This is a genomic window from Pseudomonas sp. S3_G06 (assembly GCF_054667565.1).
This window is the reverse complement of sequence record NZ_CP162738.1, coordinates 5303436-5327561: the sequence shown is the minus strand read 5'-3', so window position 1 is coordinate 5327561 and position 24126 is coordinate 5303436. Positions and strand designations below refer to the sequence as shown.

Genomic DNA, 24126 nt, shown 5'->3' with positions numbered 1-24126 from the left:
CTACCTCGACCGGTGTCGCACTCAGCCCGCAGTCTGATAACGTGCGTCTATCGATTGCAGCCGGTATGCTTGGCGCGCATCTTCATGGACGCTTGCTATGACCCTCACAGAATTACGCTACATCGTTACCCTCGCCCAAGAGCAGCACTTCGGCCATGCCGCCGAGCGTTGCCACGTCAGTCAGCCGACGCTGTCGGTGGGCGTGAAGAAACTTGAAGACGAACTCGGTGTGCTGATTTTCGAGCGCAGCAAAAGCGCCGTGCGCCTGACCCCGGTCGGCGAAGGCATCGTCGCCCAGGCGCAAAAAGTCCTGGAACAGGCCCAAGGCATTCGCGAACTGGCCCAGGCCGGCAAGAATCAGCTGACCGCGCCGCTGAAAGTCGGCGCCATCTACACCGTCGGCCCGTACCTGTTCCCGCATCTGATTCCACAACTGCACCGGGTTGCCCCGCAGATGCCGTTGTACATCGAAGAAAACTTCACCCACGTGCTGCGCGACAAACTGCGCAACGGCGAGCTCGACGCGATCATCATCGCCCTGCCGTTCAATGAAGCCGACGTGCTGACCCTGCCGCTTTACGACGAGCCGTTCTACGTCCTGATGCCGGCCCAGCATCCGTGGACCAAGAAAGAGTCCATCGACGCCGGCCTGCTCAACGACAAGAGCCTGCTGCTGCTCGGTGAAGGCCACTGCTTCCGCGATCAGGTGCTCGAAGCCTGCCCGACCCTGACCAAGGGCAACGACGGCGCCAAGCACACCACGGTGGAATCCAGCTCGCTGGAAACCATTCGCCACATGGTCGCGTCCGGCCTGGGCATCTCGATCCTGCCGCTGTCCGCGGTGGACAGCCATCACTACGCCCCGGGCGTGATCGAAGTGCGTCCACTGACCGCTCCGGTGCCGTTCCGCACCGTGGCGATCGCATGGCGTGCGAGCTTCCCACGGCCGAAAGCCATCGAGATCCTCGCCGACTCCATTCGCCTGTGCTCGGTGGCCAAGCCTGCCGCGCCGGTTACGGCCGGTTAAGCGAGCGTCATGACGGAGCTGTCGCAAGTGTCGGTGACGGCACTCAAGGGTGTCGGCGAGGCCATGGCCGAGAAACTGGCCAAGGTCGGCCTGGAGAATCTGCAGGACGTGCTGTTCCACCTGCCGCTGCGTTATCAGGATCGCACCCGCGTGGTGCCGATCGGTGCGTTGCGGCCGGGACAGGACGCCGTGGTCGAAGGCACCGTCAGCGGCGCCGATGTAGTCATGGGTCGCCGCCGCAGCCTGGTCGTGCGCTTGCAGGACGGCACCGGCGGGCTGAGTCTGCGCTTCTACCATTTCAGCAATGCGCAGAAAGAAGGCCTCAAGCGTGGCACGCGAGTTCGCTGCTACGGTGAAGCCCGGCCCGGCGCCTCAGGCCTGGAAATCTATCATCCGGAATACCGCGCGATCACCGGCGATGAACCGCCGCCAGTCGATGAAACCCTGACCCCGGTCTACCCGCTCACCGAAGGCCTGACCCAACAGCGCCTGCGCCAGTTGTGCATGCAGACCCTGACGCTGCTCAAGCCGAGCACCCTGCCCGACTGGCTGCCGACCGAACTGGCCCGCGACTACCAACTGGCGCCGCTGGCCGACGCGATCCGCTACCTGCACAACCCACCCGCTGATGCCGACGTTGACGAACTCGCCCTCGGCCATCACTGGGCGCAACATCGTCTGGCTTTCGAAGAGCTACTGACTCATCAACTGTCGCAGCAGCGTCTGCGCGAAAGCATGCGTTCCCTGCGCGCGCCAGCGATGCCGAAAGCCACCAGGCTGCCGCCGAAATACCTGAAGAACCTCGGCTTCAACCCCACCGGCGCGCAACAGCGAGTCGGCAACGAAATCGCCTACGACCTCAGTCAGCACGAACCGATGTTGCGCCTGATTCAGGGTGACGTTGGCGCGGGGAAGACCGTGGTTGCCGCCCTCGCCGCACTGCAAGCGCTGGAGGCCGGTTACCAGGTTGCGCTGATGGCGCCGACCGAAATTCTTGCCGAACAACACTTCATCACTTTCAAGCGCTGGCTCGAACCGCTGGGCATTGAAGTCGCGTGGCTGGCCGGCAAGCTCAAGGGCAAGAACCGCGTCGCCGCTCTGGAACAGATTGCCAGCGGCACGCCAATGGTGGTCGGCACCCACGCGCTGTTTCAGGACGAAGTGCAGTTCAAGAACCTCGCTCTGGTGATCATCGACGAACAGCACCGCTTCGGCGTGCAGCAGCGTCTGGCGCTGCGGCAGAAAGGCGTCGGCGGGCGCATGTGCCCACATCAACTGATCATGACCGCCACGCCGATTCCACGAACGCTGGCGATGAGTGCCTACGCCGACCTCGACACCTCGATCCTCGATGAATTGCCGCCCGGGCGAACGCCGGTCAACACCGTGCTGGTCACTGACACCCGCCGCGTCGAAGTCATCGAACGGGTGCGCAGCGCTTGCGCCGAAGGTCGTCAGGCCTATTGGGTGTGTACGCTGATTGAAGAATCCGAAGAGCTGACCTGCCAAGCCGCCGAAACCACGTTCGAAGACCTCACCGCCGCCCTCGGCGAATTGAAGGTCGGGCTGATTCACGGGCGCATGAAGCCGGTCGAGAAAGCCGCAGTGATGGCCGAGTTCAAGGCCGGTAACCTGCAACTGCTGGTCGCGACCACGGTGATCGAAGTCGGCGTCGACGTGCCCAACGCCAGCCTGATGATCATCGAAAACCCCGAGCGCCTCGGCCTCGCGCAACTGCACCAGTTGCGTGGTCGCGTCGGCCGGGGCAGCGCCGCCAGCCACTGCGTGCTGCTCTACCACCCGCCGCTGTCGCAGATCGGCCGTCAGCGTTTGGGCATCATGCGCGAGACCAACGACGGTTTCGTCATCGCCGAAAAAGACCTCGAACTGCGTGGCCCCGGGGAAATGCTCGGCACCCGTCAGACCGGCCTGCTGCAATTCAAGGTCGCCGACCTGATGCGCGACGCCGACCTGCTGCCCGCCGTGCGCGACGCTGCGCAAGCCCTGCTGGAGCGCTGGCCGACCCACGTCAGCCCGTTGCTTGATCGCTGGCTGCGCCATGGGCAGCAATACGGCCAAGTGTGAGCACTGTCGCAGTTTCCGACAGCTCGTTCCGGCAGAGGTGGTTATACTCCTGCCATTGTTTCAAAAACGGATACAGACCATGACCGAAGCTGCTCTCGTCCCCGAATCTCCGCAAGCTCCGTCTGTTATTCGGCTGCTGCTCAACAAGCTGGGCGTTGCCTACGAAGAAGTGCTCGACCACCACGGCCTCAATGCCTCGCGCAAAGTGCAGGCGGTGTTGCTGGATGACGCCGTGGGCGCGTTGATGGTGCTGTTTCCACAGAGCCAGTTGCTGGATCTCAATCGCCTCGCCGAACTCACTGGTCGCCGCCTCACAGCCGTGTCCACCGAGCGCCTGGAAAAGATGCTCGGCAAACATAATCTGAGCCTGCTGCCGGGCCTGCCGGCGCTGACCAGTTCGCCGTGCCTCTACGAAGAAAGCCTGCTGCGCGAGCCGAAGCTGCTGATCAACTCCGGCGAGCCGGGCCTGCTGCTGGAAATCAGCAGCGAAGACTTCAAATCGATGCTGACCAAGGCCAGCGCCGCCAACTTCGGCGAAGCCCTGAGCAGCATTCGCCCGAACCTCGACCGCCCGGACGATGACCGCGAGGAAATCACCCAGGCCGTGCAGGCGTTCACGGCGCGGCGCATTCAGCAGCGTCTGGAAGCGACCATCGAGATTCCGCCGCTTGCTGAAACTGCGCAAAAAATCATCAAGCTGCGCGTCGACCCCAACGCCACCATTGACGACATCACCGGCGTGGTCGAAACCGATCCGGCGCTGGCCGCACAAGTGGTGAGCTGGGCGGCGTCGCCGTACTACGCCTCGCCGGGCAAGATCCGTTCGGTGGAAGACGCGATCGTCCGCGTACTGGGCTTCGATCTGGTGATCAACCTCGCGCTGGGCCTGGCCCTCGGCAAGACCCTGAGCCTGCCCAAAGACCACCCGCAACACACCACGCCGTACTGGCAGCAGTCGATCTACACCGCCGCCGTCATCGAAGGCCTGACCCGCGCCATGCCGCGCGCCCAGCGCCCGGAAGCCGGCCTGACCTACCTCGCCGGTCTGCTGCACAACTTCGGTTACCTGCTGCTGGCCCACGTGTTCCCGCCGCACTTCTCACTGATCTGCCGCCACCTGGAGGTCAACCCGCACCTGTGCCACAGCTACATCGAGCAACACCTGCTCGGTATCAGCCGCGAACAGATCGGCTCGTGGCTGATGCGCTACTGGGACATGCCCGACGAACTGGCCACCGCCCTGCGCTTCCAGCACGACCCAAGCTACGACGGCGCCTACGCCGAATACCCTAACCTCGTCTGCCTGGCCGTGCGCCTGCTGCGTAGCCGCGGGATTGGCTCCGGGCCGGATGAAGATATTCCGGATGCCCTGCTTGAACGCGTCGGCCTGAGCCGCGACAAGGCCAACGATGTCGTCAGCAAAGTGCTTGAGGCTGAAGTGCTGCTGCGCGAACTGGCATCGCAGTTCAGCCAGGCCTAAAACGAAACAGGCCCGCTCCCCAAGGATCACCAAATCCCTGTGGGAGCGAGCCTGCTCGCGAAGAATCCAACTCGGTCTACCAGACCGCCCCTGATCGTTCCCACGCTCCGCGTGGGAATGCATCCCGTGACGCTCCGCGTCACCAAAGGCTCAAGCCTTAGGCTTAGCCTTCCTCGGCACCAAATACTTCATCAACCCCTGAAACCACATCACCAGCGCCGGATTCCCCTTCAGTTGAATCGACTTGTCCTGAATCCCCTGCATAAACGCCAACTGCTTGTTCTTCGCCTGCATCGTCGCAAAGCCATAACCGGCATCTTTAAAAGCAATCGCAAACGCCGGTTCTGCCACCACCCCAGACTTGCTGGTGATGCGCTGATCCTTGACCACGAAATGCCGCGCCACTTTCCCATCCAGCGTCTGCAACTGAAACACCAGATCCTTGTCACCCAGCTGCTGCTGGAACGCAGGATTGGTCCGGCTGGCCTTACCCATCAACAAACCCATCATCCACAGGAGAAAACGAAATTTCATGCGCACAGCCTCAAAAGGAAAATGAACGGCCGGGGCAGTGTAAGGGATTCGGACGATAACGCCAGTATCTGACACTGTTGGAAGAGGATGCAGACCATTTCCCGCACGATGACCACCAAGTCACGATTCAGCGCTCGCCCACTGATCGTTCCCCCGCTCCGCGTGGGAATGCATCCCAAGACGCTCCGCGTCTCACCACTCACCTTTCCTACACCTGTTGAAACACATCCCTGTAGGAGCTGGAGAAGCCTGCGATCTTTTGATCTTCCGGCCCGCGAATCTATGGGAAATTTCCTGCGAAGTGCGGTGCTGTCCATGAACTAGGCGAGTTGGTGCGGTGGGGATAGGCTCTGTGGGTCGCCGCAAAATCGGTGGCCGGATGTGCAAGTCCGAATTCGGGGAAATCAATTAACTGCTCAGGATTTACACCGATGACCGATGAAACATTCAGCGCCGAAGCAACCTCGCCCTACGAATCCTCCAATTCGAAGAAATTCCACGAAGTCGCCGAACGCGCCCTCGACCACCACTTCAAACCGCCCACCGAACCGCACCCCAAGCGCGAAACCGGCCTCTTCAAACTCTCCCCCGGCACCGACGCCGAAGCCCTCATGGCCAACGCCTCCGAAGACCTCCTGTCCATCAGCGTCATCGCCTGCGACCTCGCCGACGACCTCCACGGCTCACGCCGTTCTGTGGCACTGGCCCTGAGCAGGATGGCGGACGGGGTGCGATTGATGGTGGAAGGGACGCTTGATCATATTGAGGTGAAGAGCGCGGCGGCGAAGCCATAGCGGGATTTGCGGATGAAAAAAGGGGGACGTTAAGTCCCCTTTCGAAATCTCGATAACAAAAACTAGCGAAAGTCCTCTGCGCTTTTTGGGCGCGCTTCCAACCCCCGGAGCGCCGCCCGGTTTATGTAGGCATTCCCTCCCTCACCGCAATACTGCCGGAACACCGCCTTGTCGTCCTTGAGCACCGTCAGATAACTCAGAAAGGCTTGATTAACGAGGTAGGTATAAGCACCGTTTTTGAACCTGATGATGTTCAAGTTCACGCTGCCTTCAGAAGCGTTCACGACAAAGAATTTGCCCTTGGGTGGCAAAGCCGCCTTCGGATAGATCATCTCTATTTTGCTCGGCACGCCGTAACGGTACTGAACAAAACCGGCCGTGGGCTTATTGTTTCCCCGTGCACAAACGGAAACCGTCTTACCACCCTCCAACGGGCAACTGAAGTAAATGTCTTCATCATCCGAACACAACGTTGCATCCTGCCTGCCCTTCAATGGCGCTGTTTCTTGCGAGACGCGTTCTGATATTTGAGTGACATCGGCGCAATTGGACAAACACACCAGCTTCGAAAGATCCGGAACATCGCTTTCAGTAAACAGGTACGTCGCGGAACCATCACGGTTGCGAGCGTGGTAAACGGGAACACTGACAGCCAGCCCCTTGGCTGAAACGGGCACTGCCTTATCTTTTCCTGAGACGACCCAACCTTCAGCGCCACCGCACAACGCCTCCAAAGCGACGTCACTGAAGGGTTCTTTTGTGGGTACTGCCAACGGCTGAGCATCACCCCGGCAGTCGTAACCGTGCCAGTAGGGACCAGTCTCCGGATTAACGTCTATTGAAAAAATATAGGCGCCATCGAGTACTACTTTTCCGCCGTTGTAAGTAAAAACCAGCCAACGACGCGTCTTTGCCTGAGAGTAGTTTTCGTTCTCCAGAATGTAACGCTCGCCATCTCGATACAGCCAGAAACCACTCATTGCTCCGGCCGATTCCGCCTCGTCGGAGAGACGTTGCCCGGATTTTGCGTCCACTAGAAGGTTTTCTTTCAACGCCAACGCACAGCCGCTGTCCGCGTCCATGCAGGACTTAAGGGACGGGAACATTGGCCCCGCAGCCACAGAGAAAGAGCACAGCAATAACGCGACCAAAGCTAATCTTTTCAACTCGCCTCCCCGCTGATGATTCAAGAGCCTGATTGAATATGAAAAAACGGGCGTTAAGCCTCCCAACGTGAGTATTCCCTGTCTCACCACTGGCAACCTGTTTCAGGCTTCGAATCCACGTTGTAATCGTTTTCAAACGAATACTTCTTCGCAGATTTGTAATTCGTATACGACATCGCATCAACCCGGCCACCCTGAGTGACCATCTGATACTCACCTGTCAGTGCACCATCAACTACTTCAACCCAAGTTGTCGTGTACTGGTAAGGCCGGCCATACACGAGTTCTTCTTGTTCAGTACTGCGATGAACCAGCCCGATAGCCTTTTTCGACTTGCTGTACTTGACGCCAGCACCGCTCCATTTGGCGACAGAATCGTAATAGGTTCTGAATTCAAAATTTATAGGTTTGCCTTCGTAGGAGCGGAAGCAAAAAACCTCGGTCGTGACCTCGCTATGAGCCGCCAGAGGAACGAAAACGAGCATCGCGGAAAACAATGCAGACGAGAATTTCAAACCGAACATTCCTTTAGCGGTTCATGGGTAATTGAAAGCGCATCCTCACCACGCAGTAGGCGACGTCTTCACGCAACAGACGGCTAGCCATCTGGCAGTGCCCTTCTGCGTACTTCTTCCAAAGCGGATCATCGAATTGATCCCCTCCCAGCCGCTCGATTGAGGCCGCTAAATTTCTCTCACGATCCTTCCCTGCAATCGCGGATGCCGCTTTGTAAAAACCATCCAGCAGTAAACCCGTCTGTAGAGCGATCAACTCTCCCAGCCGAGCATTGGTCGTCTGCGCCAGACACCCAAGCCTCTCGATTGGCGCCTCAGCACCCGGCAACGCAGCTTGATAAAGCTCTTCGCAAAACGACTCTTTGAAGCGCACCCAGTTCTTTTGCACATCTCTCAGGTGGCTTTGCTCCGCAGGAGCCAGAGTCGACAGCGCTTTTTTGTATTGCTCGTTCAAGACACCATCGACTTTCTTGAAGGTTTGCTGGCCGCAGGTGATCAAGTCCGGGTTGGACAAACTGTCTGGGTTGCACGCTTCTCCAGCAAACAATGCGGATGAAGCAGCAGAGAGCAAGCAACCGAGAAGAATCGAAAATACTTTCACGCTGTTACTCCTTCCCTTGACAGTCATGTCTGTACAGCCAAAACAGCGGCGGCAACAACACCAACAGAGCAAAACCATCGAGCCACACGTGCGACCAGACCTGTTGTTGCGCCGAGAGCCACATGTCTTGCGGCGCCCATAACAGGATGCCGGCGATCAACCAGCCCCACACTGCCGGGATTTTCAAGCGATTGCCCAGATGCACCAGCGCGAGCATGTACAGCGAATAACTTTGCAACGTCGCGCCGAACAGCGCGAGCCACCAGACTTGTTGTTCGTGGCCGGCGGTGGGAACCGCATCGGCACCCCAGAACGACAGTTCGAGGACTTGCAGGTAGCCATCGAGCAAGCCGGAGTCACCGGCCCAGGTCAGGGTAAGACCGGCGAGGATATGCGTGATCGCAGCGGCGTATAGCCAGAGCACCAACGCTGGGCGAAGCGAGGAAGAAGAGGCTGGCATTCCGTGGCCTGAGCGCGTTCCTTGGGGGTGGGGAGTTTAAATGAAAACCGGATGTGTCTGATGCTCGAAAATTAAACGTTTTACCCTGTCCCATTCAGGCTCTATGCGTGCGAAAAAGCATCAAGCATGATCCGGTTTCAAATACAGTGACTGGCCTTGATTGGCTCCGGGCCATGCGAGTCCAGACGTTTTAACTGCTCAATCGCGCGGGGCTCATCTTTATCCGCCGCCATCTGATAACAAGCCAGTGCGCGTGACAGATCTTTTGTTCCCAACTCTCCAGCCTCGAACGTAGAAGCCAGATAAACCATAGCGTCCGTTGAACCCATCTCAATGGCGCGGATGACCTGCTCCTCTGCCTGCTTGGGATGAAGGCAAGGACCGTTATAGTCGGTGGAGTTTCCGATGCAGAAAAACGTGGCATAGGCCAACGCGCCGCTCGGTATTTTCGAAGCCGCTTTGAACAAAGCCTCAACCTTAGGGGTTTCCAACTGAGATGCCATTTGCGAAAGACTCAGGCGTGCCGCCGACAGGCTCGCCTGTGCATCACCCGACTCCGCGGCACATACATAATTTTCCAGAGACGCCTCAATCAATTCCGCTGTCAGCGGATATTGCTCAAGAAATCCCAGCCCTCCTAAAGCTTCAGCACGTTGTTCACAGAAATTTTCAGCGCGGCTCATTCCGGGGTTACGTGTTGCGACCAAATCCTTCTCACTGATCGACCAGTCCTCTATACCCTCTAGCACCCAGCACGCCTGGCGAGAGAAGTTGAAGATTTTCACATTGCTGTTGCCCGCTCGCTTATCCACGACGTTGACGTGACTGTCGTCGACCTCTTGGATTTCAACTCCAGGTGTTTTGCCGGGTGTGATTGCAGCCATCAGCGGATAGGTGAACGTTGTTCCACTGGCACCCGAGGTCGAAGGCTCAAAGGTCATTCGATCCTTCCCCGTCACCGGTTTCAAAACCAGCGACTTAACCGTCATCGCAGTGAGGCGGCGTTGTGATTCGCTGTTAGCGGAAAACGCCGTCAGGAAAGGCGCGAACTCCTCCGAGGGACAGTTATCGCTGATTGGCGACGTCGAAGCGCTCTTGTCGGATGCAAGCGCAGGGACAATCTTGTCCAGATACGCCGAGCGCTCGCGACTCATTCTGGCGATGCACGAGTTAACGGCGACCACATGCGCCGGCATTCCCGTCTCGATCTCGAACGCCTCCAACGGGCAGTTCGCATCGCGCAACTTCAACCACGCACGTTGCGACTCTTTAACCTTCGCTGCGTATTCCGCACCCAATGCCGGATCTGCTCGATAGTCAGACCCAAGTCGCGACATCAACTGCTTGTAGCTGACATTCAACTGCGTATCAGCAGCCTTCTTTGCCGCCTCCGAGCAGGGCACCATTTCCAGGCTTGAGGTGACATGGCTGCAGTCGTCCTGCGCATAGGCAGCTGAAGCCGGCAGCAGCACGGCCAGCAGGGTAAAAACAAAACGGTTCACTGTGTTCATCCTTGAGTCATTCAGGCTTTGTGCTTGGCGAGCCGGGGCCAAACCACGTTCGCGCATAATAAAGCGTGGTCTGTCCTGTTAAAGGCAAACCATTGGCAGCCATCGCTACTTAGCGCCATTTATTCTTTTTTGATATAAGATTTTATTAACCCTGCATTAACATAAGGTTGCTCTTCACCCTGTTGATATCCTTCCACCCCACTCAAGTTTTTATCAAACCTGACACGCTTATTCACAACCAATTTATTGTCCGCACTTTTTTCATACCCGTAAACTTGATAAAGGGTCCCATATGTTCCAATTCCTCTGCTCGTAATTTCCCACGAAACCAAAACAAGCACATTTTTCCTACCCCTAACTGGATAAAAGAAAATCGACTTAATTTTTGGATCTGACCCAGCCACATCGTACTTATCGACAAGACTCCTGTTTTTTTACCGTCGACTTCAACATCAAAAACCAAAGAAACCGGAAACTCCTCGCTCCTCGTCTGCCGGAACGATAACTCATGCCCTTTTATAACATTAGTTTTAAACGGCCCTGTACCACCTGACCCTGAAGATAGTCGGCATCTTGTGCGCTGCTGGAGTTCGCCAAAAAAGAGCTAATACCGGTATGAGGAAACGGGCCATACAAATGACTTCTTGATTAAATTCAATAATAAGACCGCCGCCCTTTGGCGTTTCAAAGGAAGAATGGAAATGTCAGATATACGAAAAAATAGTACCCTGGCTCGCAGAGGCTCACGAAAAAATGACGATAGCGCTATATATTTATTCCCGCTTAGGATGAGGAAAACAAAATTCGACTTTGCTATCCTCACCCCTAAAACTCTTACTAACGATCAATCTTTAGCGAACTTTCGGGCACCCAACCAATGGCCTTAGCCTTACCTTCGTAAGTGATTTTGTAATACATCCCGCCATCACTCTTATAATAATCACTCAACAACACTTTATCCCCCCTCACCAGATAGGCCTTTCGTTGCGAGAAGGTGAGGTCATCATTCCTGTTTAATAAATACGTTTTTTCGGAAACTAAAACAGCGCTGACAGGATCAGCCCCACTCTCCCTGACGATCTCCGACTCAGAGCATGAAGATTCATCACACGTTTGTTTCTTCTCTATACTTTCAGCGAATTGCTCTCGTGCTTCGCAAACATAATAGTCGTTCCTCTTTACAGAAAAACACAGAGTATCGTTATGAGTGACCGGGCCGTCTCGGTAATTGCTCGAAATTTTCCCAGCAGAGAACTCAGGATTGGTGATAGTGGAAATGGCCGATTTTTTGTATTTTCCCGATTGATCATCGAAAACAAATAAAGAAAAACTTTCATTCACATCATTTTCAGCATACTTGATTGCAAGCACGCATTTACCCGCCTCTCCACTCGAGCCTATCATGATCGGCAGTCCTTCCGACTGCTCATCAAGATTCAGACTATAGGATCGACCAGACGCACTAATGACGGTCACTTGATCATCCTTAAGCTGAACTCTACTGTCGGAGCCTTGGCAGGTGACCGGTAATGATATTTCGCTCTCAGGCTCAAGCATAACGGTCTTAAAACTCGCTTGCGCCGCCACGGATAAACAAACGATGCAAAAAAGAAATCTCGCAGAGATCTTCATTTCAACTCCCCTTTTATCTTTTTGAATAACGCCTGTCTTTCAGCGAGATGGTTAGATCCACCATTAACTACCTTGGTTACCTTCCTTACCACCTCATCATCGATTTGCTCTATTGTGAGATTGCCTTGCGCATTAAGCTCCTGATAAAAGCGGTCGATTTTCTTATTTAAGCTCTCGCCTTTGAAAATTGTCCAAAACCAGAAAGACACGTTGACTGCGTGTTCAATACTTTGTGAGAGGATTTCTGGATTTGCCACGCAATCTACGCCGCTATGCTGCTTATATTTTTGATAAGCACTCTTCCACGTAATCTGAATTAGCCCCTTACCTTTATACTTCGGACCATCGCCAATAGCGGTGTTACCTTCCTGCATGATCTGGTGGTGGCGCTTGCAAGTGCGGCTGTCCTGCCCTTCGGTAATACACACACTTGCGGGATGGACGCTCAGGTCGTAGTCGTTACCACTAGCATATTCCTTTGTGGTTCTGAAATGGTCACTTTCGTGATAGCACTGCGCTAGGAAATGCGCCTTATGAATGCACTTATCAAAACCATTTGCTTTGAAGGCAGCGTTAAGCAACAGAATGAATTTTTGCGGATCGACGTTATGGGCGTCACATCCAGCCGGCATATTCGGGGCGGTAAAAAGAGGGGCGCCACCAAAGATCCTTTTGAAATTATCAAGATTCAATTCACAACATCCAGCACCTAGGAAGTTGTCAATGAAGGCTACCGGATGAAAGTGCCAGATCTTGCTAGTTGCCATCGCCGCTTTTCCAGACAGCTCGTTCCAAAAAACGTATTTGCTGATACGTTCCTTTTCATGCTTCAGGGTTTTAGGGGACGACTCCAGCAACTCATCAAGCTTTAGCCACTTAGCGGCATCTGCCGTCTCCTTCCATTCAGTCGGATGATATGCAACAAGCTTCGTCCATTCGTCTCTCTTTTCATTACTCTTAAGGGCTTCGACGAGTTCTGCCGCGTCAACATTACCGTCTTGGTTAGTATCGATCTTGGCAAAAAGATCTTTAAAAAATTTTGGAGTGTCCTGAGGATCAAGAAAGCCATCAGCAGTTTCGTTAGTCTCTTCGACAATTTGGAAACCGAGCTTTTGCCAATCGTGCTGAGTAATTACGGCTCCCAGCGTTTTCCCCATCAGACCACTGACTGCAACTCCGTCGTCGACTAAATTAACCTGGTAATAGTCTTCATTCCCTACCTTAACAACTGGCGCCTTACCCAAGTCGACAGCGTGGTTTCTTGAGAGTGTGATATTCCCTGTGGCAGGAGACTCTTTCTTCAGCTCGGAGCCCGCGACAAGATGTAGGTATTGTTTGCCGATCTTTAAACCAGCTGTGTTTTCCAGAAACTCTTTGACGGTAGCCTCGTCAGTAAAAATCTCTATATGTGCTTGATATTTGCTCGTAACATTTCCATCTTCACCCGTCAGATTGTCAGTCAATCCGAGATACCCTATCGGGTCACCGGCCTTGATTCCAGTGCTGGCTGATACAACCGAATCAAAGCTGGCAGGGGTTACATCCCAAACAACGGATTCATTCTCCACAATTGCCCAGAAGCTGGGAGGAAGGTTTCCCGCCCCAGCCAAGCTGCCACTGCTGGTGCATTTCGCCATTCGGCGAGTCGCCCCAGAGATGCTGAGGTTCAAAACGTCCTTGCTATCAAACTCAACGACACTACCCTGTGTGAGCTGCATCGTTCCCATTCTAGCGCCTGCAGGCTGGCCATTTTGCGGTGCGGCTGGATCCTGATACAGATCCAGCTTTTTGACTGCAGTGCCCTTTACCTTACCCTGCCAGTATTTCGGTTTGGTTCGCTCCGGGATCGGGTCTGCCAGCCATATACGAGCAGGTCTCGAGTTTTTGTAGGGCTCTCCATCTTTTAAATATACGAACCACACTTCTTGCCCGACTTCCCGGACCTTATGGGAGTTTTTCTTCACGCTACCAGAAAGGATTTTCCCTTTCGCGTAGGTGAGGTTGTCCACATCTTTCTGTTCAAGGATCTCGAGTTTGGTACCGGCGAACAACTTCCCTACATCCTGAACGCTGCTGGTTGCGGGAAAGTCATCGTAAGCCTTGAAGTCGCTAACCTTCATGGTCACTTTGGTTTTTGGTATTTCGCTGTCGGACAAGGGGTAGCGTTTGAAAGGCAGCAAATGCATATACAGGCTAAAAAAGGTCAGCTTATTTTGTTTACCCTTGTTAGGTCCCTCCTCCGGATTCGGCGCCGATTTGTATTCATGCCGAACCAGACAAAACGAGTTTGAATACTTCAGTTTTTTCTCGGCTTCACCGAAGGTCGACTCCAAATAATCTTCATTAAGACGATATGCCACGACCTCGCCGTCGGCCATGCAGCGAATCGGTTCATTCAAAATGCATTGAGGAGCGCTGGCATTGCTGATGTGAATGCCACCGTGCCAGAACTTGTTGCTGCCAAGCAAATAATGCCCGGCACTCTCGTTTTCGAGAGCCTTGTAAATCTCATCCGCATCAGAAAACTGCTTACCGTCAGCTTTTCTGAATGGATATTGGAAACTCATCAGCGGAGCTGGGCCTGCCGGTGCAGGGGCCGGCGCAGGAGTGGGTGCGGGGGCTGGTTGTGCGCCTCTGAATTGGGGCTTCGGGCGTAAAAACTTTTCAGGCATTGGCCAGTAACCACTACCCGCCCCATATTTGGCAGATTTCGGTCCACTTGAAGACTGTGAACCGAAAAAATTTCCCCTATTTCGAACAGGCGCCCCAGAGATGTCTTCGATGACCCCCGTGTGTCCATGAAAGTTTATCCACAGCGCAATATCGCCAGGCTGTACTTCCGCAAGCGGGATCACATCAAAATAAGTAGTGTCGGTATTCAACCCTGATGTTGTGAGGTAAGGGATCGTATACCCCGCATCCTTCAGCATTCGATACAGAAGCCCGGAGCAGTCGATTTCCTTCTTGCCATCGTTATCATGGTCAGTCTCGCCCTTGAAAGGGCCGTACTCGTAACCAGTGCGATATTGCTGCCTTTGTTCAAGTAGTCCTGTGCTCATCAAAAGCTTCCTGCTTCAAAACATTGAATAGAGTTATCGCTGACGACGCCTCGGACTGCCAAGCGCTCAACCAAAGCGACAGCCGTCTTAGGATCGGTTTTCTGAATATTGCGGTAACACGCCATCGCGCGTGGCAAGTCAGCCGCTACGAGGGCTCCCGCTTCGTACACTTCACCTAATCGAATCAGTGCGTTAGTCGAACCTAGGCGGGCGGCACGCTCCAATGTCGCTATTGATTCTCTGGGATTAATACAACCGTGACTTTCGTCGTATTCACCTTCATCGCAATAAAAATCTGCGAGAGTCAAGCCGGCATCCGGCACTTGCTCTGAAGCTTGAATCAATAACGCCACGATTCTGGAATTCTCCAAGCGTGGCGCCTGCCCAGAAAGACTGATTCCCGCAGCAGCAAATGCTGCTTGCGCCGAACCCTTCCGGGCACCATCTAAATAGCTATCCAATGCCGCGGCGTATAAATAGATTCCTGATTCGGGAGACGCTTTATTGACCAGCCTGTCAAATATGACGCCTTTTTTGAGTTCTACCTCACCGGGCGTTAGTTTCTCAGACTGAGTGATCTCTTCCATCACCGCATCGATTGCCCAGTCCTCCACTCGAGTCAGAGCCCAGCAATCACTGTGTTTAAAAACGAAAATCTTCAAAAAATGGCCCGCCTCATCACGGACGACCACCCTGTCAGGCTCCTGGGTTTCAATAGTGAGACCTGATTTGGCAGCATTTTCCGGAAGCAGCACCTTCAACTCATCGGCGGAAATCGAGCCCAAGCTCCGTTCGACAACCTTCGGTATTTTCCCATCAGCTATCACGTGAACATGCTTCAGAGGAGACGCAATAAACGCTTTCTGTGTCTCTGGCTCAGATGCAAAAACTTTTACGAAATCAGCAAAATTGCCGCTTGGGCATTGGGCGGTGCTGGACGAAGAGGCAAAGGCCCCCGAAGTCATCCCCCAGCTCAACAAAACAATCGAAAACCACTTCATCTGCCTTACGTACCTGTTTGTTGTCATCACGACACTAATCACTCAGAAAACACAAAAAAAGCCTTCGGCTTAACCTTCTCAGGCGGCGCATTCAACAACGCCTGATCCATCAAACTCCCCGCTTTATCCTTATCCGCCGCCCCCGGCAGCACCGGCGGTTTAATCCCGATGCCAGTCCCCGATCCCGCAGAACCACCCGCATTGATCTTGATCACCGGCCCAACCACCGTCACTCCACCGCCATCCAGCTTGATAAAGCTCCCACCCCCAAGAATGGTCAGCTCCGCCCCCGCCTCAATAACGATCTTGTCCCCAGCCTTGAGGTGTATCTCTTTCCCCACACTGGTCAGTTGCGCAGTCCCCAGCTTCACATGCTGGTTCTTCCCAACCGTCAGGTGATCATCCAGCTTCGCTTCGATCTTGCGGTCGGAGATCGTGGTGCGGTGTTCTTCAGCCTTCAGCTCGGTGTAAGTGTTCTTCACCACCGTGTCATGACGTTCATTGCCGACCCGAATCTTCTGGTCGTGCTCAACGTTCTCATCCCAGTCACGCTGCGCATGAATGTAGATCTGCTCCGCGCCTTTCTTGTCTTCGATGCGCAGTTCGTTGTACCCACCGCCACCCGGTGAGCTAAGCGTTTTGAACACGCTGCGAGTCTTGTTCGCCGGCAGTGCGTACGGCACCGGGTTTTCCTTGTGGTACAGGCAGCCGGTCACCAGCGGTTGGTCGGGGTCGCCTTCGAGGAAGGTGACGAGGACTTCCATGCCGATGCGCGGGATGGAGATGGCGCCGTAGCGGTCGCCGGCCCAGGAGCTGGAGACGCGCAGCCAGCAGCTGGTTTTGTCGTCGGCCAGGCCTTCGCGGTCCCAGTGGAATTGCACTTTGATGCGGCCGTATTGGTCGCAGTGGATTTCTTCGCCTTTTGGGCCGGTGACCATGGCGGTCTGGCTGCCGAGTACGCGCGGTTTCGGGTGTTCGAGGGCCGGGCGGTAGAACACGTCCCACGGGGTGGCGAGGAAGGTGTTGCGATAGCCCTGGTGGAAGTCGTCCTTGTTGTCGGTGGTGTCGCTGGTCACGCCTTCTTCGAGGACTTGCGGTTGTTTGCCTTCGTGGAAGATTTCGGTGAGCAGCCAGAGGTCGTTCCACTCGCTGCGCGGGTGGTCGGACATTTCCATGAAGTGGCCGCTGACCAGTTTGGTCTGGTCGCCGCGACCTTCGGCCTGGCGGTAGTCGGCGCGGTGGCGTTCGAGGGCGCGCTGGCTGAGGAACTTGCCGCGCGCGCGGTCGATGAAGCGGCCGGGGTAGTCGTAGTCTTCGAGATCTGGCTCAGTGCTCTCGCCGTCAGGTTTGTATGCGGCTTCCATTCGCAGGCGCGGTTTTTCGAAATCGTAGTCGCGGCGCGTGGTGCGCGTGGTGCGGGTTTCCAGACGCAGTTTGAAGGCTTTGATCACCGGCTCGTCGGCGACCATACCGCTGCCCTGCACGTACGCAGTCGGCTGACCGAGATTCTGGAACACGGTCTGGTCGTCGCCGAACACCAGCAGGTGGGCTTTTTCGCTGTGCTGGAAGTGGTAGTGAATGCCTTCCTCTTCGCACAGACGCTGGACGAAATGCAGGTCGGTTTCGTCGTACTGCACGCAGTAGTCGCGATCCGGGCACGGCTGGCTGAGCTGGAAGCTGTAGGCGTTGCTCTTGATGCCGTGTTCTTCGAGGATCAGCGCGATGATCTTCGGCGCCGACATCTGCTGGTAGATGCGTTGGTTGGTGCGGTGATGCAGGTATTGCAGTTGCGGCACGATCGAGACTTTGTAGCGGGTCAGGCGCTTGCCGGCATCGCCCTGGGCGACGCGGTAGATCTGCCCGTGAATGCCCGAGCCCTGTGGATCGAATGCCAGAAACGCCTGCTTGTGCAGCAGTTGTTCGAGATCCAGATCCGGGTTTTCGCTGACCAGTTCGAGGTCGAAGCGATACGCCTGGCTGATGCCTTCGGTGCCGGTGAACGACAGCACTTGCAGGTCGCCGACGTAGTCTTCGACCTTGAGGCTGAAGTGGGTTTCGTTAGCTGAGTTGAACATCGTGTGCTCCCTGTTCGAATGTCATCCGTTACGCCCGAAGTCGCAGACGTTGCAGCCAGGACGAAGTGGCGCCCAAGGCGTCACGCAATTGTTGGGCAGTGATGGTGCGTTCTGCCGGGTTGAAGCTCAGCGCGGTTCGCAGCGCTTGCCAGCCGTGCTGGGGTAGATTCGCTGGGGCGCGCAGCTCGCGCTCCAGGTGCTCGTCGCGGGCCTGGGTCGAGGGCAAGCGGCGGAACGGGTGTTTGCCGCCCGCCAGTTCATAGATCACGCAGGCCACGCCGTACACGTCCGCGCTGGCCGACAACGGTTGGCCCTCAAGCAGTTCGGGGGCGGCGTAGCCCGGGGTCCAGGCATTGAAGCGCTCGCGGCTCAGGTGCGGCAGGCCGGGCAAGGTGCCCTCCTCTGCCTGTCCCAGACCGAAGTCGAAAAGGCGCAGGCCGTCTTCGCTGAGCATGACGTTGCTCGGTTTCAGATCACCGTGCAGCACGCCGCGACGGTGGGCGTAGGCCAGCGTGTCGAGCAGCGGCAGGACGATGTCGCGCAGTTCTTGCCACGGCAGGCCGAGGGGCCGCTCGCAGAGCAATTTGTCCAGGGTCAGGCCACGCATGTATTCCATGGTGATGAAGGCCCGCTGGCAGTCGGTGTCGACTTCAAAGGTGTGCGCACGTACGACGTTGTCGTGGCGCAGACGCCGGGTCAGGGCGAACTCGCTGTAGAGCAAGGCACTGGCGTCCGGCGATTCGGCAAATTCTTCGCTGAGGATTTTCAGCGCAATGTAAGGGTCGGGATCGCCGAACTGTTCGTGCAGCAGATCCCGCGCCCGGTAAACGGCGCCCATGCCACCGGCCCCGAGCAGACGCTCGAGGTGGTAGCGACCGGCGAGTACATCCGGCAGCGCACCGATGCTGGCCTTGGTCGGCGCCAGCAACGGTTCGGCCTTGTTGCCCTTGGCGAAGGCGAAGTAGGTCAGGTTGCTGGCCTGCTCTTCGCTGATCAGCAGGTCATCGATGGGCGATTCGAGTTCACTCATTGGCGGATCACCACGGCAGTCAGGTTGTCGCGCGCGGCGCCCCGCAGAGCGCCGTCGAACAAACGTTCCAGCGCCACGTGCGGCGCGCTGAGGCTGAGGGCGTTGCCGAGGGCATCGCTGCTCAGGCCCTGATACAAACCATCGCTGCAGAGCAAGAACACATCGCCCGGATAGACCTCGAGTTCCAGCACATCCAGGGTCAGTGTGTCGGCGGCGCCGACGGCTCGGGTGAGTGCCTGAGCCGCCGGGTGCGCTGCCGCCTGTTCGACGCTCATTTGCTGCTCGTCGATCAGCTGCTGTTGCAGCGAATGGTCCTTGGACAGCTGATACAGCCGCTGCCCGCGCCACATGTAGCATCGGCTGTCGCCGGCCCAGATGCAGGCCGCGCGATTGCCTTCCACCAGCAGCGCGACGACGGTGCTGCCCATGATGCTGTCGTGACGCCCGGCAGTGACGGTCAACTCCTGCCCCAGTCGCCGGTTCAGCCAGTGCAGGCACTGGCGGATGGCTTTGAGGCGTTCGTCGAAGTCCTCGTGTTGCGGCAACTCAGCCAGGCTGGCGACGATCAACTGGCTGGCGATGTCGCCACCCTGATGACCGCCCATGCCGTCCGCGACCACCCACAGCCCATGCTGCGGCGAGTCGAGGAAGGCATCTTCGTTGCGCGCCCGCACCTTGCCCGGGTCGGTACGCGCCGCGCTGCGCCAGGGACTGGCCACCAGCATCAGAGCTGCACCGGCATACGGAAGGTGCGCAGCACGCCCATGTCGAACGGGTTCGGCGTGCGCTGGCTGGTCAGCAGATAGTTGGCGCGCAGGCCGCCCACGTCGGCTTTCAGTACCAGCACGTCACGACCGTTCAGGTACTCGGTCTGCATCAGGTCGAACAGACGGAACAGCGACCATGGGCCGGAATTCTTCTCGATACCGATCGGACGCCCGGCCATCTTGTCCATGACCAGGCTGGTGCGACCGTCTTCAGCATCGGTCGGCCACTTGAAGGTCATTGGCAGGATCGGGCCGTGACGGTACTCCATGGTCTTGTCGCCGAACTTGAATTCGGAGCGGCTGACCGCCGGATCGAGGGTGTACGGCTCAAGCTTGAACTGCACGGTCGGCTCGGCCGGGTTGATCGAGAAGAAGCTCTGGCGAATGGTCTGCGCCGCCGCCATCTGATCGAGGTAGACCTTCGATACCGGCAGGCTGTGACCGTCGACGCTGCGCATGCGGTAGTTGCCCGGATCGCCGCTGACGAACGGACGCATGTAGCTGTCGAAGAAACGGTCGACGGTACCCTGAGCGCGGAAGAACTCGCGGAAATCGCTGATCGCCACGTCGCTGGTGCTGCTGGCGCTGAACGGATAGCGCTTGCTGATGGTTTTGCCATACACGCTGTACAGCTCGTTCTGATAACGGCCGTTCAGGTATTGATAGGCATCGTTGAGCACCAGACGCCACGAGTCCTCGGCCAGCACGTTGAACCACACGCTGAGCGGACGCGGCAGACGACCGGAGGCATTGCGCAGGTTGGTCAGCGCATCACGCTGGCCGCTCATGCGCGTCTTGGCCATCTCGAACGCGGCTTGCTCCGGCGTGCTGGAACGGGCCAGACCGGCGAGTTGCAGTTGCAGGTCGTTGAGCGCGCTGAACGCTGGCGTCAGGTCAGCGCCCGGGCCGTTGTTGTCATCGAGCAGACGATGCAGCGGTTCGAAGCGGCGTTGCAGGGATTTCTTCGCGGTGTCCGGCAGGTTCTTCGCCACGTTCAGCGCCGAAGCCTTGTCGGCGGCAGCGGCGGCGAGTTTGCCGACCTTGCCCAGTTTGCCTTTCTGTCCGGCCAGCGCATCGGCAGCTTCGCCGGCTTCATCGACCGGATCAGCAGCGGCTTCGAAGCGGGTGTTTTCACGTACTTCGGTGAGCAATGCGAGAACCGGCGAGTTGGCCGACGTCAGGCCCGCCAGTTGCTCGGCGCCTTCGCCGGCGTCGCTGATTGGTGGGAGTGCGACCTGGCCAACGGCTTCGCTCCAGTAGTTGGCGTAGTCGCGGAAGTACAGCTGCTCAAGCTCGACCATCAGGCGACGCAAGTCCATGTCGCTGATGCCCGCGCCTTCGCCCAGCACCCAGTTGTCACGCAAGATGTCGGTGACCAGCGCGGCGCCCTGCACCGAGAAATACTGCTGATAACCCTGCTGGGTGTAGAAACCCGGGATCACGTATTCAGTGCCGATGAACAGCGAGCCTTGTGGGCCGAGGTGTTGGCTGAAGCGATAGTCCGGCAGGTTGCGCGCCTGCTCGCGGAGCATGCGGTAAACCACGTTGGCCAACGATTCGCTGCGCAGGACCTGACGCGCCTGCGTCACCAGTTGATCGTTCAGCGGGTAGATGAACGGCTGCTTGAGCAAACGTTCGAGGTGCGTGTTCAGACCGTTCTGCACCGCGGTGTTGCCGGTGTAGCGCTGCGACCAGTCAGTGGCGACCCAGTCCTTGAGCCACGCCGCGTCGCGACGATCCTTCATGTTCAGCATCAGGTACGCACGCAGGCTGTTGAGCAGGCGATCGCGGTCCTTCATGTTGGCGCGGATCTGCCCTTCGAGCATGGTCGCCACCCGTGGCAGCAACTGCGCTTCCAGCTCGCGCTCGTAGGCGGTTTTCACCACCGGGTTGATCTCTTCGCCCTGATACAGGCCGCCACGCTCGTGGTACGAGACGTCGCCCTTGCTCGGGAACACCTGGGTCGCAGCGTAGCTGGTGTCGAGCACTTTCAGCACGCCCATGGCGTCATCGCGCGGCGTGACGGCCGAGCGTTGCTGGGTCCAGTTCTGCGCCAGCGTGCGCAGGTTTTCCAGCCGCTCGTAGTTGGCCGAGAAACCACCGGCCCAGAGCATGCCGAACAGTGCCAGTGCCGCCAGTGCACCGACGTACAGCGCCCGCTGGCCCCAATGAATGCGGCTGCGCTCGCGCTTGTCCAGACCGGCCAGATCGGCTTCGGGGAAAATCACCTGGCTGAGCAAGTGGTGGATGAACCGCGAACGGCCGCTGCGCAGAGTCGGCAGCACGCCGGCGTTCATGCCCAGGCTGGCGCCGATGCCGGCGGTGGTCGAATCCATTTCCTGGGTCAGGTGCGGTGCGCTGGTCAGGTAGAAGCCGCGCAGTTGCGTGGCGCGCTGATAACGGTTGCCGGTGAACGCCATGTCGACGAACAGGCACAGACGCTCGCCGATCTGCCCCAACTGATGCGGGAAATCGAGAATGCGGCCACGGCGCTGAGTATCGCGCTCGGAGTGCATGCGCATGATCACTTGGCTGTTCAGGCGGCGCAGCAGCTCTTCGAACTCGTTGCGCAGGACCGTGACGTCGGTGCCGACCTGATCCTTGCGGAAACTGGTGCCGAGCACCTGATCGCTTTCTTCGCGGGTCAGTTGATCGAAGAACTCGTCGAAGCCGAGCAGCTTGTCAGCCTTGCTCAGGACCAGATACACCGGCACGTCGACGTGCAGTTTCTGATGCACGTCCTGCAGACGGCTGCGCACCTGGCGTGCGAGAGTCTCGATGTCCTGCTCGCTGCCGCCGGTGAGGGTTTCCACCGGAATGGTCACCAGCACGCCGTTCAACGGACGGCCGCGACGACGCTTGCGCAGCAGCTCCAGCAGGGTGGTCCAGGCGTTGCCGTCGACTTCCGCGTCCGGTTGAGTGGTGTAGCGCCCGGCGGTGTCGATCAGTACACCGTGATCGGCGAAATACCAGTCGCAATGACGGGTGCCGAGGGTGTCGCGGGTCAGCTTGCGGTCGATCTTGTTGATCGGGAATTCCAGACCGGAAAAGTCCAGCAGGCTGGTCTTACCCGAGGCCTGCGGACCGATCAGCAGGTACCACGGCAAGTCACTGCGCCAGCGCTCGCTGCGACCGCGATACAGGCTCGACGTCTTCAGGGTTTTCAGCGCGTCCTTGAACCGCGCCTTCAACTCTTTCTGTTCTTCGTCGATCAGCTCTTCGCGGCGGATACGGTCCTGGCCGTCCTCGCTTTCCTCCTCGACTTTCTTGCGGATACCCGCGCGCCAGCTGACGAAGACCATGGTCAGGCCCCAGATCAGGAACAGCACGCTGATTGTCAGCAGGCGCGAGGTCGCGCTTTCCCAGAACTTGTAATCATCGACCGCCAACAACGGGCCGACGAACCACACCAGCAGCGCCACGAACAGCACCAGCAGCAAAGTCCACACCCAGGTCTGGCGCAGGAAGGCGCCGACTTTCTTGAAAAACTTTTTCATCACACGTCCCTGTTTTACGGCTGCGCCTGCGGTCGCACCGCGGCTGGATCAAGCGGCTGATAAGGATGCAGAACGGTGTCGCGTTGTTCGCTCAGGACCCAGGCGAAGCCCGAATACATCACCACCAGGCAGACCAGAGTAAAGAGCACCACCATCCACGCCGGCACGATGCGCACCAGGTTGCGGCGCTGATCGTTGAGGCCTTCCCAGTGCGGCGACAACTCGCGCGGCACGTCGCCACGCAACTGACGGATCTGCCGGTACAAGGCGTCGCGGATGCCTTCAAGCTCAAGCATGCCGCGCGCCTGGACGCGGTACTTGCCCTCGAAACCGAGGGACAGGCACAGGTACATCAGTTCGAGCATCGGCAGATGCTTGACCGGGTTTTTCGACAGCCGATCAAGCAGCTGGAAAAACTTCTCGCCGCCGAAGGTTTCGTTGTGGAAGCTGCTCAGCAGGCTCATCTGCGACCACTCGCTTTCGTTGCCCCACGGCGTGGTCACGACGGCTTCGTCGACCACGGTGCAGAGCACGTAACGCGCGGCCATCACCTGGCTGCTTTCGGCACCGTTGTGCAGGGCGCGTACTTCAAACAATTTCAGCCCGGCAGTCAGCCGCTCATTCAGCGCATACAGGTCTTCGCGGGTTTCGCTGTGCTTGAGACGCACCACTTCCGAGAGCAGATCGGACGAGGCCGCGACCAGCGAGTTGAGGCTGATGTTGAACGCCTCCGCCGGACGCAGGCGCGCGGCGTAGATCATGCGTTCTTCCAGTTGCTCGAAACGCGGCGGCGCGGCGAAGTCGGTCAGCGGACTCGATGCCGGTCCGTGGCCTTGACGATCGAGCAGGACGGTTTTGTCGTCCTGGTTGTAATCCGTTTCCTTGATCATGT

Annotated in this window: 18 protein-coding genes; 4 read left to right on the top strand and 14 right to left on the bottom strand. The window is 57.4% G+C overall.

All coding sequences use genetic code 11. The features are described 5' to 3' along the window. The first annotated feature begins 97 nt into the window (after nt 1–97). The 3 genes from AB4N47_RS23705 to AB4N47_RS23695 all read left to right on the top strand — a co-directional run bounded on the left by AB4N47_RS23705 (nt 98) and on the right by AB4N47_RS23695 (nt 4592). Entirely contained in the window at nt 98–1027 is a 930-nt protein-coding gene (locus AB4N47_RS23705) for a hydrogen peroxide-inducible genes activator (RefSeq protein ID WP_024014805.1), read from the top strand. A 9-nt stretch (nt 1028–1036) separates the two neighbouring features. Continuing rightward, nucleotides 1037–3112 (top strand): ATP-dependent DNA helicase RecG, encoded by a 2076-nt coding sequence (gene recG / locus AB4N47_RS23700; protein WP_341638176.1) that lies wholly within the window; start codon nt 1037–1039, stop codon nt 3110–3112. Between the two features lie 79 nt (nt 3113–3191). Further along, a complete protein-coding gene (locus tag AB4N47_RS23695; RefSeq protein ID WP_041476626.1) occupies nt 3192–4592 on the top strand; it encodes an aminoacyl-tRNA deacylase and HDOD domain-containing protein in 1401 nt (466 codons plus the stop codon). Nucleotides 4593–4742: 150 nt separating this feature from the next. Here AB4N47_RS23695 and AB4N47_RS23690 read toward each other — a convergent pair whose 3' ends face one another. Further along, the gene (locus tag AB4N47_RS23690; RefSeq protein WP_016985803.1) at nt 4743–5126 is read right to left on the bottom strand and encodes a helicase; all 384 of its coding nucleotides are present in this window, start codon (nt 5124–5126) and stop codon (nt 4743–4745) included. A 431-nt stretch (nt 5127–5557) separates the two neighbouring features. On the opposite strand from AB4N47_RS23690, the gene AB4N47_RS23685 reads away from it, so the two are divergent. Continuing rightward, nucleotides 5558–5920: a DUF6124 family protein gene (locus AB4N47_RS23685; protein ID WP_341638177.1), complete on the top strand. Its 363-nt coding sequence runs from the start codon at nt 5558–5560 to the stop codon at nt 5918–5920. Between the two features lie 62 nt (nt 5921–5982). Here the strand turns inward: AB4N47_RS23685 and AB4N47_RS23680 are convergent, their stop codons facing one another. The 13 genes from AB4N47_RS23680 to icmH form a co-directional block, all read right to left on the bottom strand. Then, a complete protein-coding gene (locus AB4N47_RS23680) occupies nt 5983–7002 on the bottom strand; it encodes a hypothetical protein (RefSeq protein WP_341638178.1) in 1020 nt (339 codons plus the stop codon). Between the two features lie 167 nt (nt 7003–7169). After that, entirely contained in the window at nt 7170–7610 is a 441-nt protein-coding gene (locus tag AB4N47_RS23675; RefSeq protein ID WP_460154361.1) for a hypothetical protein, read from the bottom strand. Nucleotides 7611–7614: 4 nt separating this feature from the next. Further along, nucleotides 7615–8202, bottom strand: a complete 588-nt coding sequence (locus tag AB4N47_RS23670; protein ID WP_341638180.1) for a lysozyme inhibitor LprI family protein — start codon at nt 8200–8202, stop codon at nt 7615–7617. A gap of 4 nt (nt 8203–8206) precedes the next feature. Continuing rightward, nucleotides 8207–8662, bottom strand: coding sequence for a cell division protein (locus AB4N47_RS23665; protein WP_341638181.1), 456 nt, complete (start codon nt 8660–8662; stop codon nt 8207–8209). Nucleotides 8663–8799: 137 nt separating this feature from the next. Beyond that, the gene (locus AB4N47_RS23660; RefSeq protein WP_341638182.1) at nt 8800–10164 is read right to left on the bottom strand and encodes a lysozyme inhibitor LprI family protein; all 1365 of its coding nucleotides are present in this window, start codon (nt 10162–10164) and stop codon (nt 8800–8802) included. Between the two features lie 846 nt (nt 10165–11010). Beyond that, nucleotides 11011–11805, bottom strand: a complete 795-nt coding sequence (locus AB4N47_RS23655) for a hypothetical protein (RefSeq protein WP_460154360.1) — start codon at nt 11803–11805, stop codon at nt 11011–11013. Next, entirely contained in the window at nt 11802–14864 is a 3063-nt protein-coding gene (locus AB4N47_RS23650) for a glycoside hydrolase family 19 protein (RefSeq protein ID WP_341638184.1), read from the bottom strand. The genes AB4N47_RS23655 and AB4N47_RS23650 overlap by 4 nt, the downstream gene beginning before the upstream one ends. After that, nucleotides 14864–15865 carry an SEL1-like repeat protein gene (locus AB4N47_RS23645; RefSeq protein ID WP_460154359.1) on the bottom strand — a complete coding sequence of 334 codons (1002 nt, stop codon included), beginning with the start codon at nt 15863–15865 and terminating at the stop codon, nt 14864–14866. Before AB4N47_RS23645 ends, AB4N47_RS23650 begins: the two co-directional genes overlap by 1 nt. Before the next feature lie 38 nt (nt 15866–15903). Then, complete coding sequence (locus tag AB4N47_RS23640; RefSeq protein WP_341638186.1) at nt 15904–17940, bottom strand: type VI secretion system Vgr family protein; 2037 nt, start codon at nt 17938–17940, stop codon at nt 15904–15906. 28 nt (nt 17941–17968) lie between these two features. Beyond that, complete coding sequence (locus AB4N47_RS23635; RefSeq protein ID WP_071172095.1) at nt 17969–18970, bottom strand: serine/threonine-protein kinase; 1002 nt, start codon at nt 18968–18970, stop codon at nt 17969–17971. Then, entirely contained in the window at nt 18967–19695 is a 729-nt protein-coding gene (locus AB4N47_RS23630; RefSeq protein WP_041476618.1) for a PP2C family protein-serine/threonine phosphatase, read from the bottom strand. Before AB4N47_RS23630 ends, AB4N47_RS23635 begins: the two co-directional genes overlap by 4 nt. Then, nucleotides 19695–23234 carry a type VI secretion system membrane subunit TssM gene (tssM, locus tag AB4N47_RS23625; RefSeq protein ID WP_400499930.1) on the bottom strand — a complete coding sequence of 1180 codons (3540 nt, stop codon included), beginning with the start codon at nt 23232–23234 and terminating at the stop codon, nt 19695–19697. Before tssM ends, AB4N47_RS23630 begins: the two co-directional genes overlap by 1 nt. 14 nt (nt 23235–23248) lie before the next feature. Then, nucleotides 23249–24124, bottom strand: a complete 876-nt coding sequence (gene icmH, locus AB4N47_RS23620; RefSeq protein ID WP_341638188.1) for a type IVB secretion system protein IcmH/DotU — start codon at nt 24122–24124, stop codon at nt 23249–23251. Between the last annotated feature and the right edge of the window lie 2 nt (nt 24125–24126).

Bases quoted from the DNA above. Each gene is read 5' to 3' on its own strand.
- AB4N47_RS23665 (WP_341638181.1), bottom strand. From the start codon at position 8,662: ATGCCAGCCTCTTCTTCCTCGCTTCGCCCAGCGTTGGTGCTCTGGCTA.
- AB4N47_RS23630 (WP_041476618.1), bottom strand. From the start codon at position 19,695: ATGCTGGTGGCCAGTCCCTGGCGCAGCGCGGCGCGTACCGACCCGGGC.
- AB4N47_RS23640 (WP_341638186.1), bottom strand. From the start codon at position 17,940: ATGTTCAACTCAGCTAACGAAACCCACTTCAGCCTCAAGGTCGAAGAC.
- AB4N47_RS23705 (WP_024014805.1), top strand. From the start codon at position 98: ATGACCCTCACAGAATTACGCTACATCGTTACCCTCGCCCAAGAGCAG.
- AB4N47_RS23650 (WP_341638184.1), bottom strand. From the start codon at position 14,864: ATGAGCACAGGACTACTTGAACAAAGGCAGCAATATCGCACTGGTTAC.
- tssM (WP_400499930.1), bottom strand. From the start codon at position 23,234: ATGAAAAAGTTTTTCAAGAAAGTCGGCGCCTTCCTGCGCCAGACCTGG.
- AB4N47_RS23635 (WP_071172095.1), bottom strand. From the start codon at position 18,970: ATGAGTGAACTCGAATCGCCCATCGATGACCTGCTGATCAGCGAAGAG.
- recG (WP_341638176.1), top strand. From the start codon at position 1,037: ATGACGGAGCTGTCGCAAGTGTCGGTGACGGCACTCAAGGGTGTCGGC.
- AB4N47_RS23695 (WP_041476626.1), top strand. From the start codon at position 3,192: ATGACCGAAGCTGCTCTCGTCCCCGAATCTCCGCAAGCTCCGTCTGTT.
- AB4N47_RS23690 (WP_016985803.1), bottom strand. From the start codon at position 5,126: ATGAAATTTCGTTTTCTCCTGTGGATGATGGGTTTGTTGATGGGTAAG.
- AB4N47_RS23645 (WP_460154359.1), bottom strand. From the start codon at position 15,865: ATGAAGTGGTTTTCGATTGTTTTGTTGAGCTGGGGGATGACTTCGGGG.
- AB4N47_RS23675 (WP_460154361.1), bottom strand. From the start codon at position 7,610: ATGTTCGGTTTGAAATTCTCGTCTGCATTGTTTTCCGCGATGCTCGTT.
- AB4N47_RS23655 (WP_460154360.1), bottom strand. From the start codon at position 11,805: ATGAAGATCTCTGCGAGATTTCTTTTTTGCATCGTTTGTTTATCCGTG.
- AB4N47_RS23685 (WP_341638177.1), top strand. From the start codon at position 5,558: ATGACCGATGAAACATTCAGCGCCGAAGCAACCTCGCCCTACGAATCC.
- icmH (WP_341638188.1), bottom strand. From the start codon at position 24,124: ATGATCAAGGAAACGGATTACAACCAGGACGACAAAACCGTCCTGCTC.
- AB4N47_RS23680 (WP_341638178.1), bottom strand. From the start codon at position 7,002: ATGGACGCGGACAGCGGCTGTGCGTTGGCGTTGAAAGAAAACCTTCTA.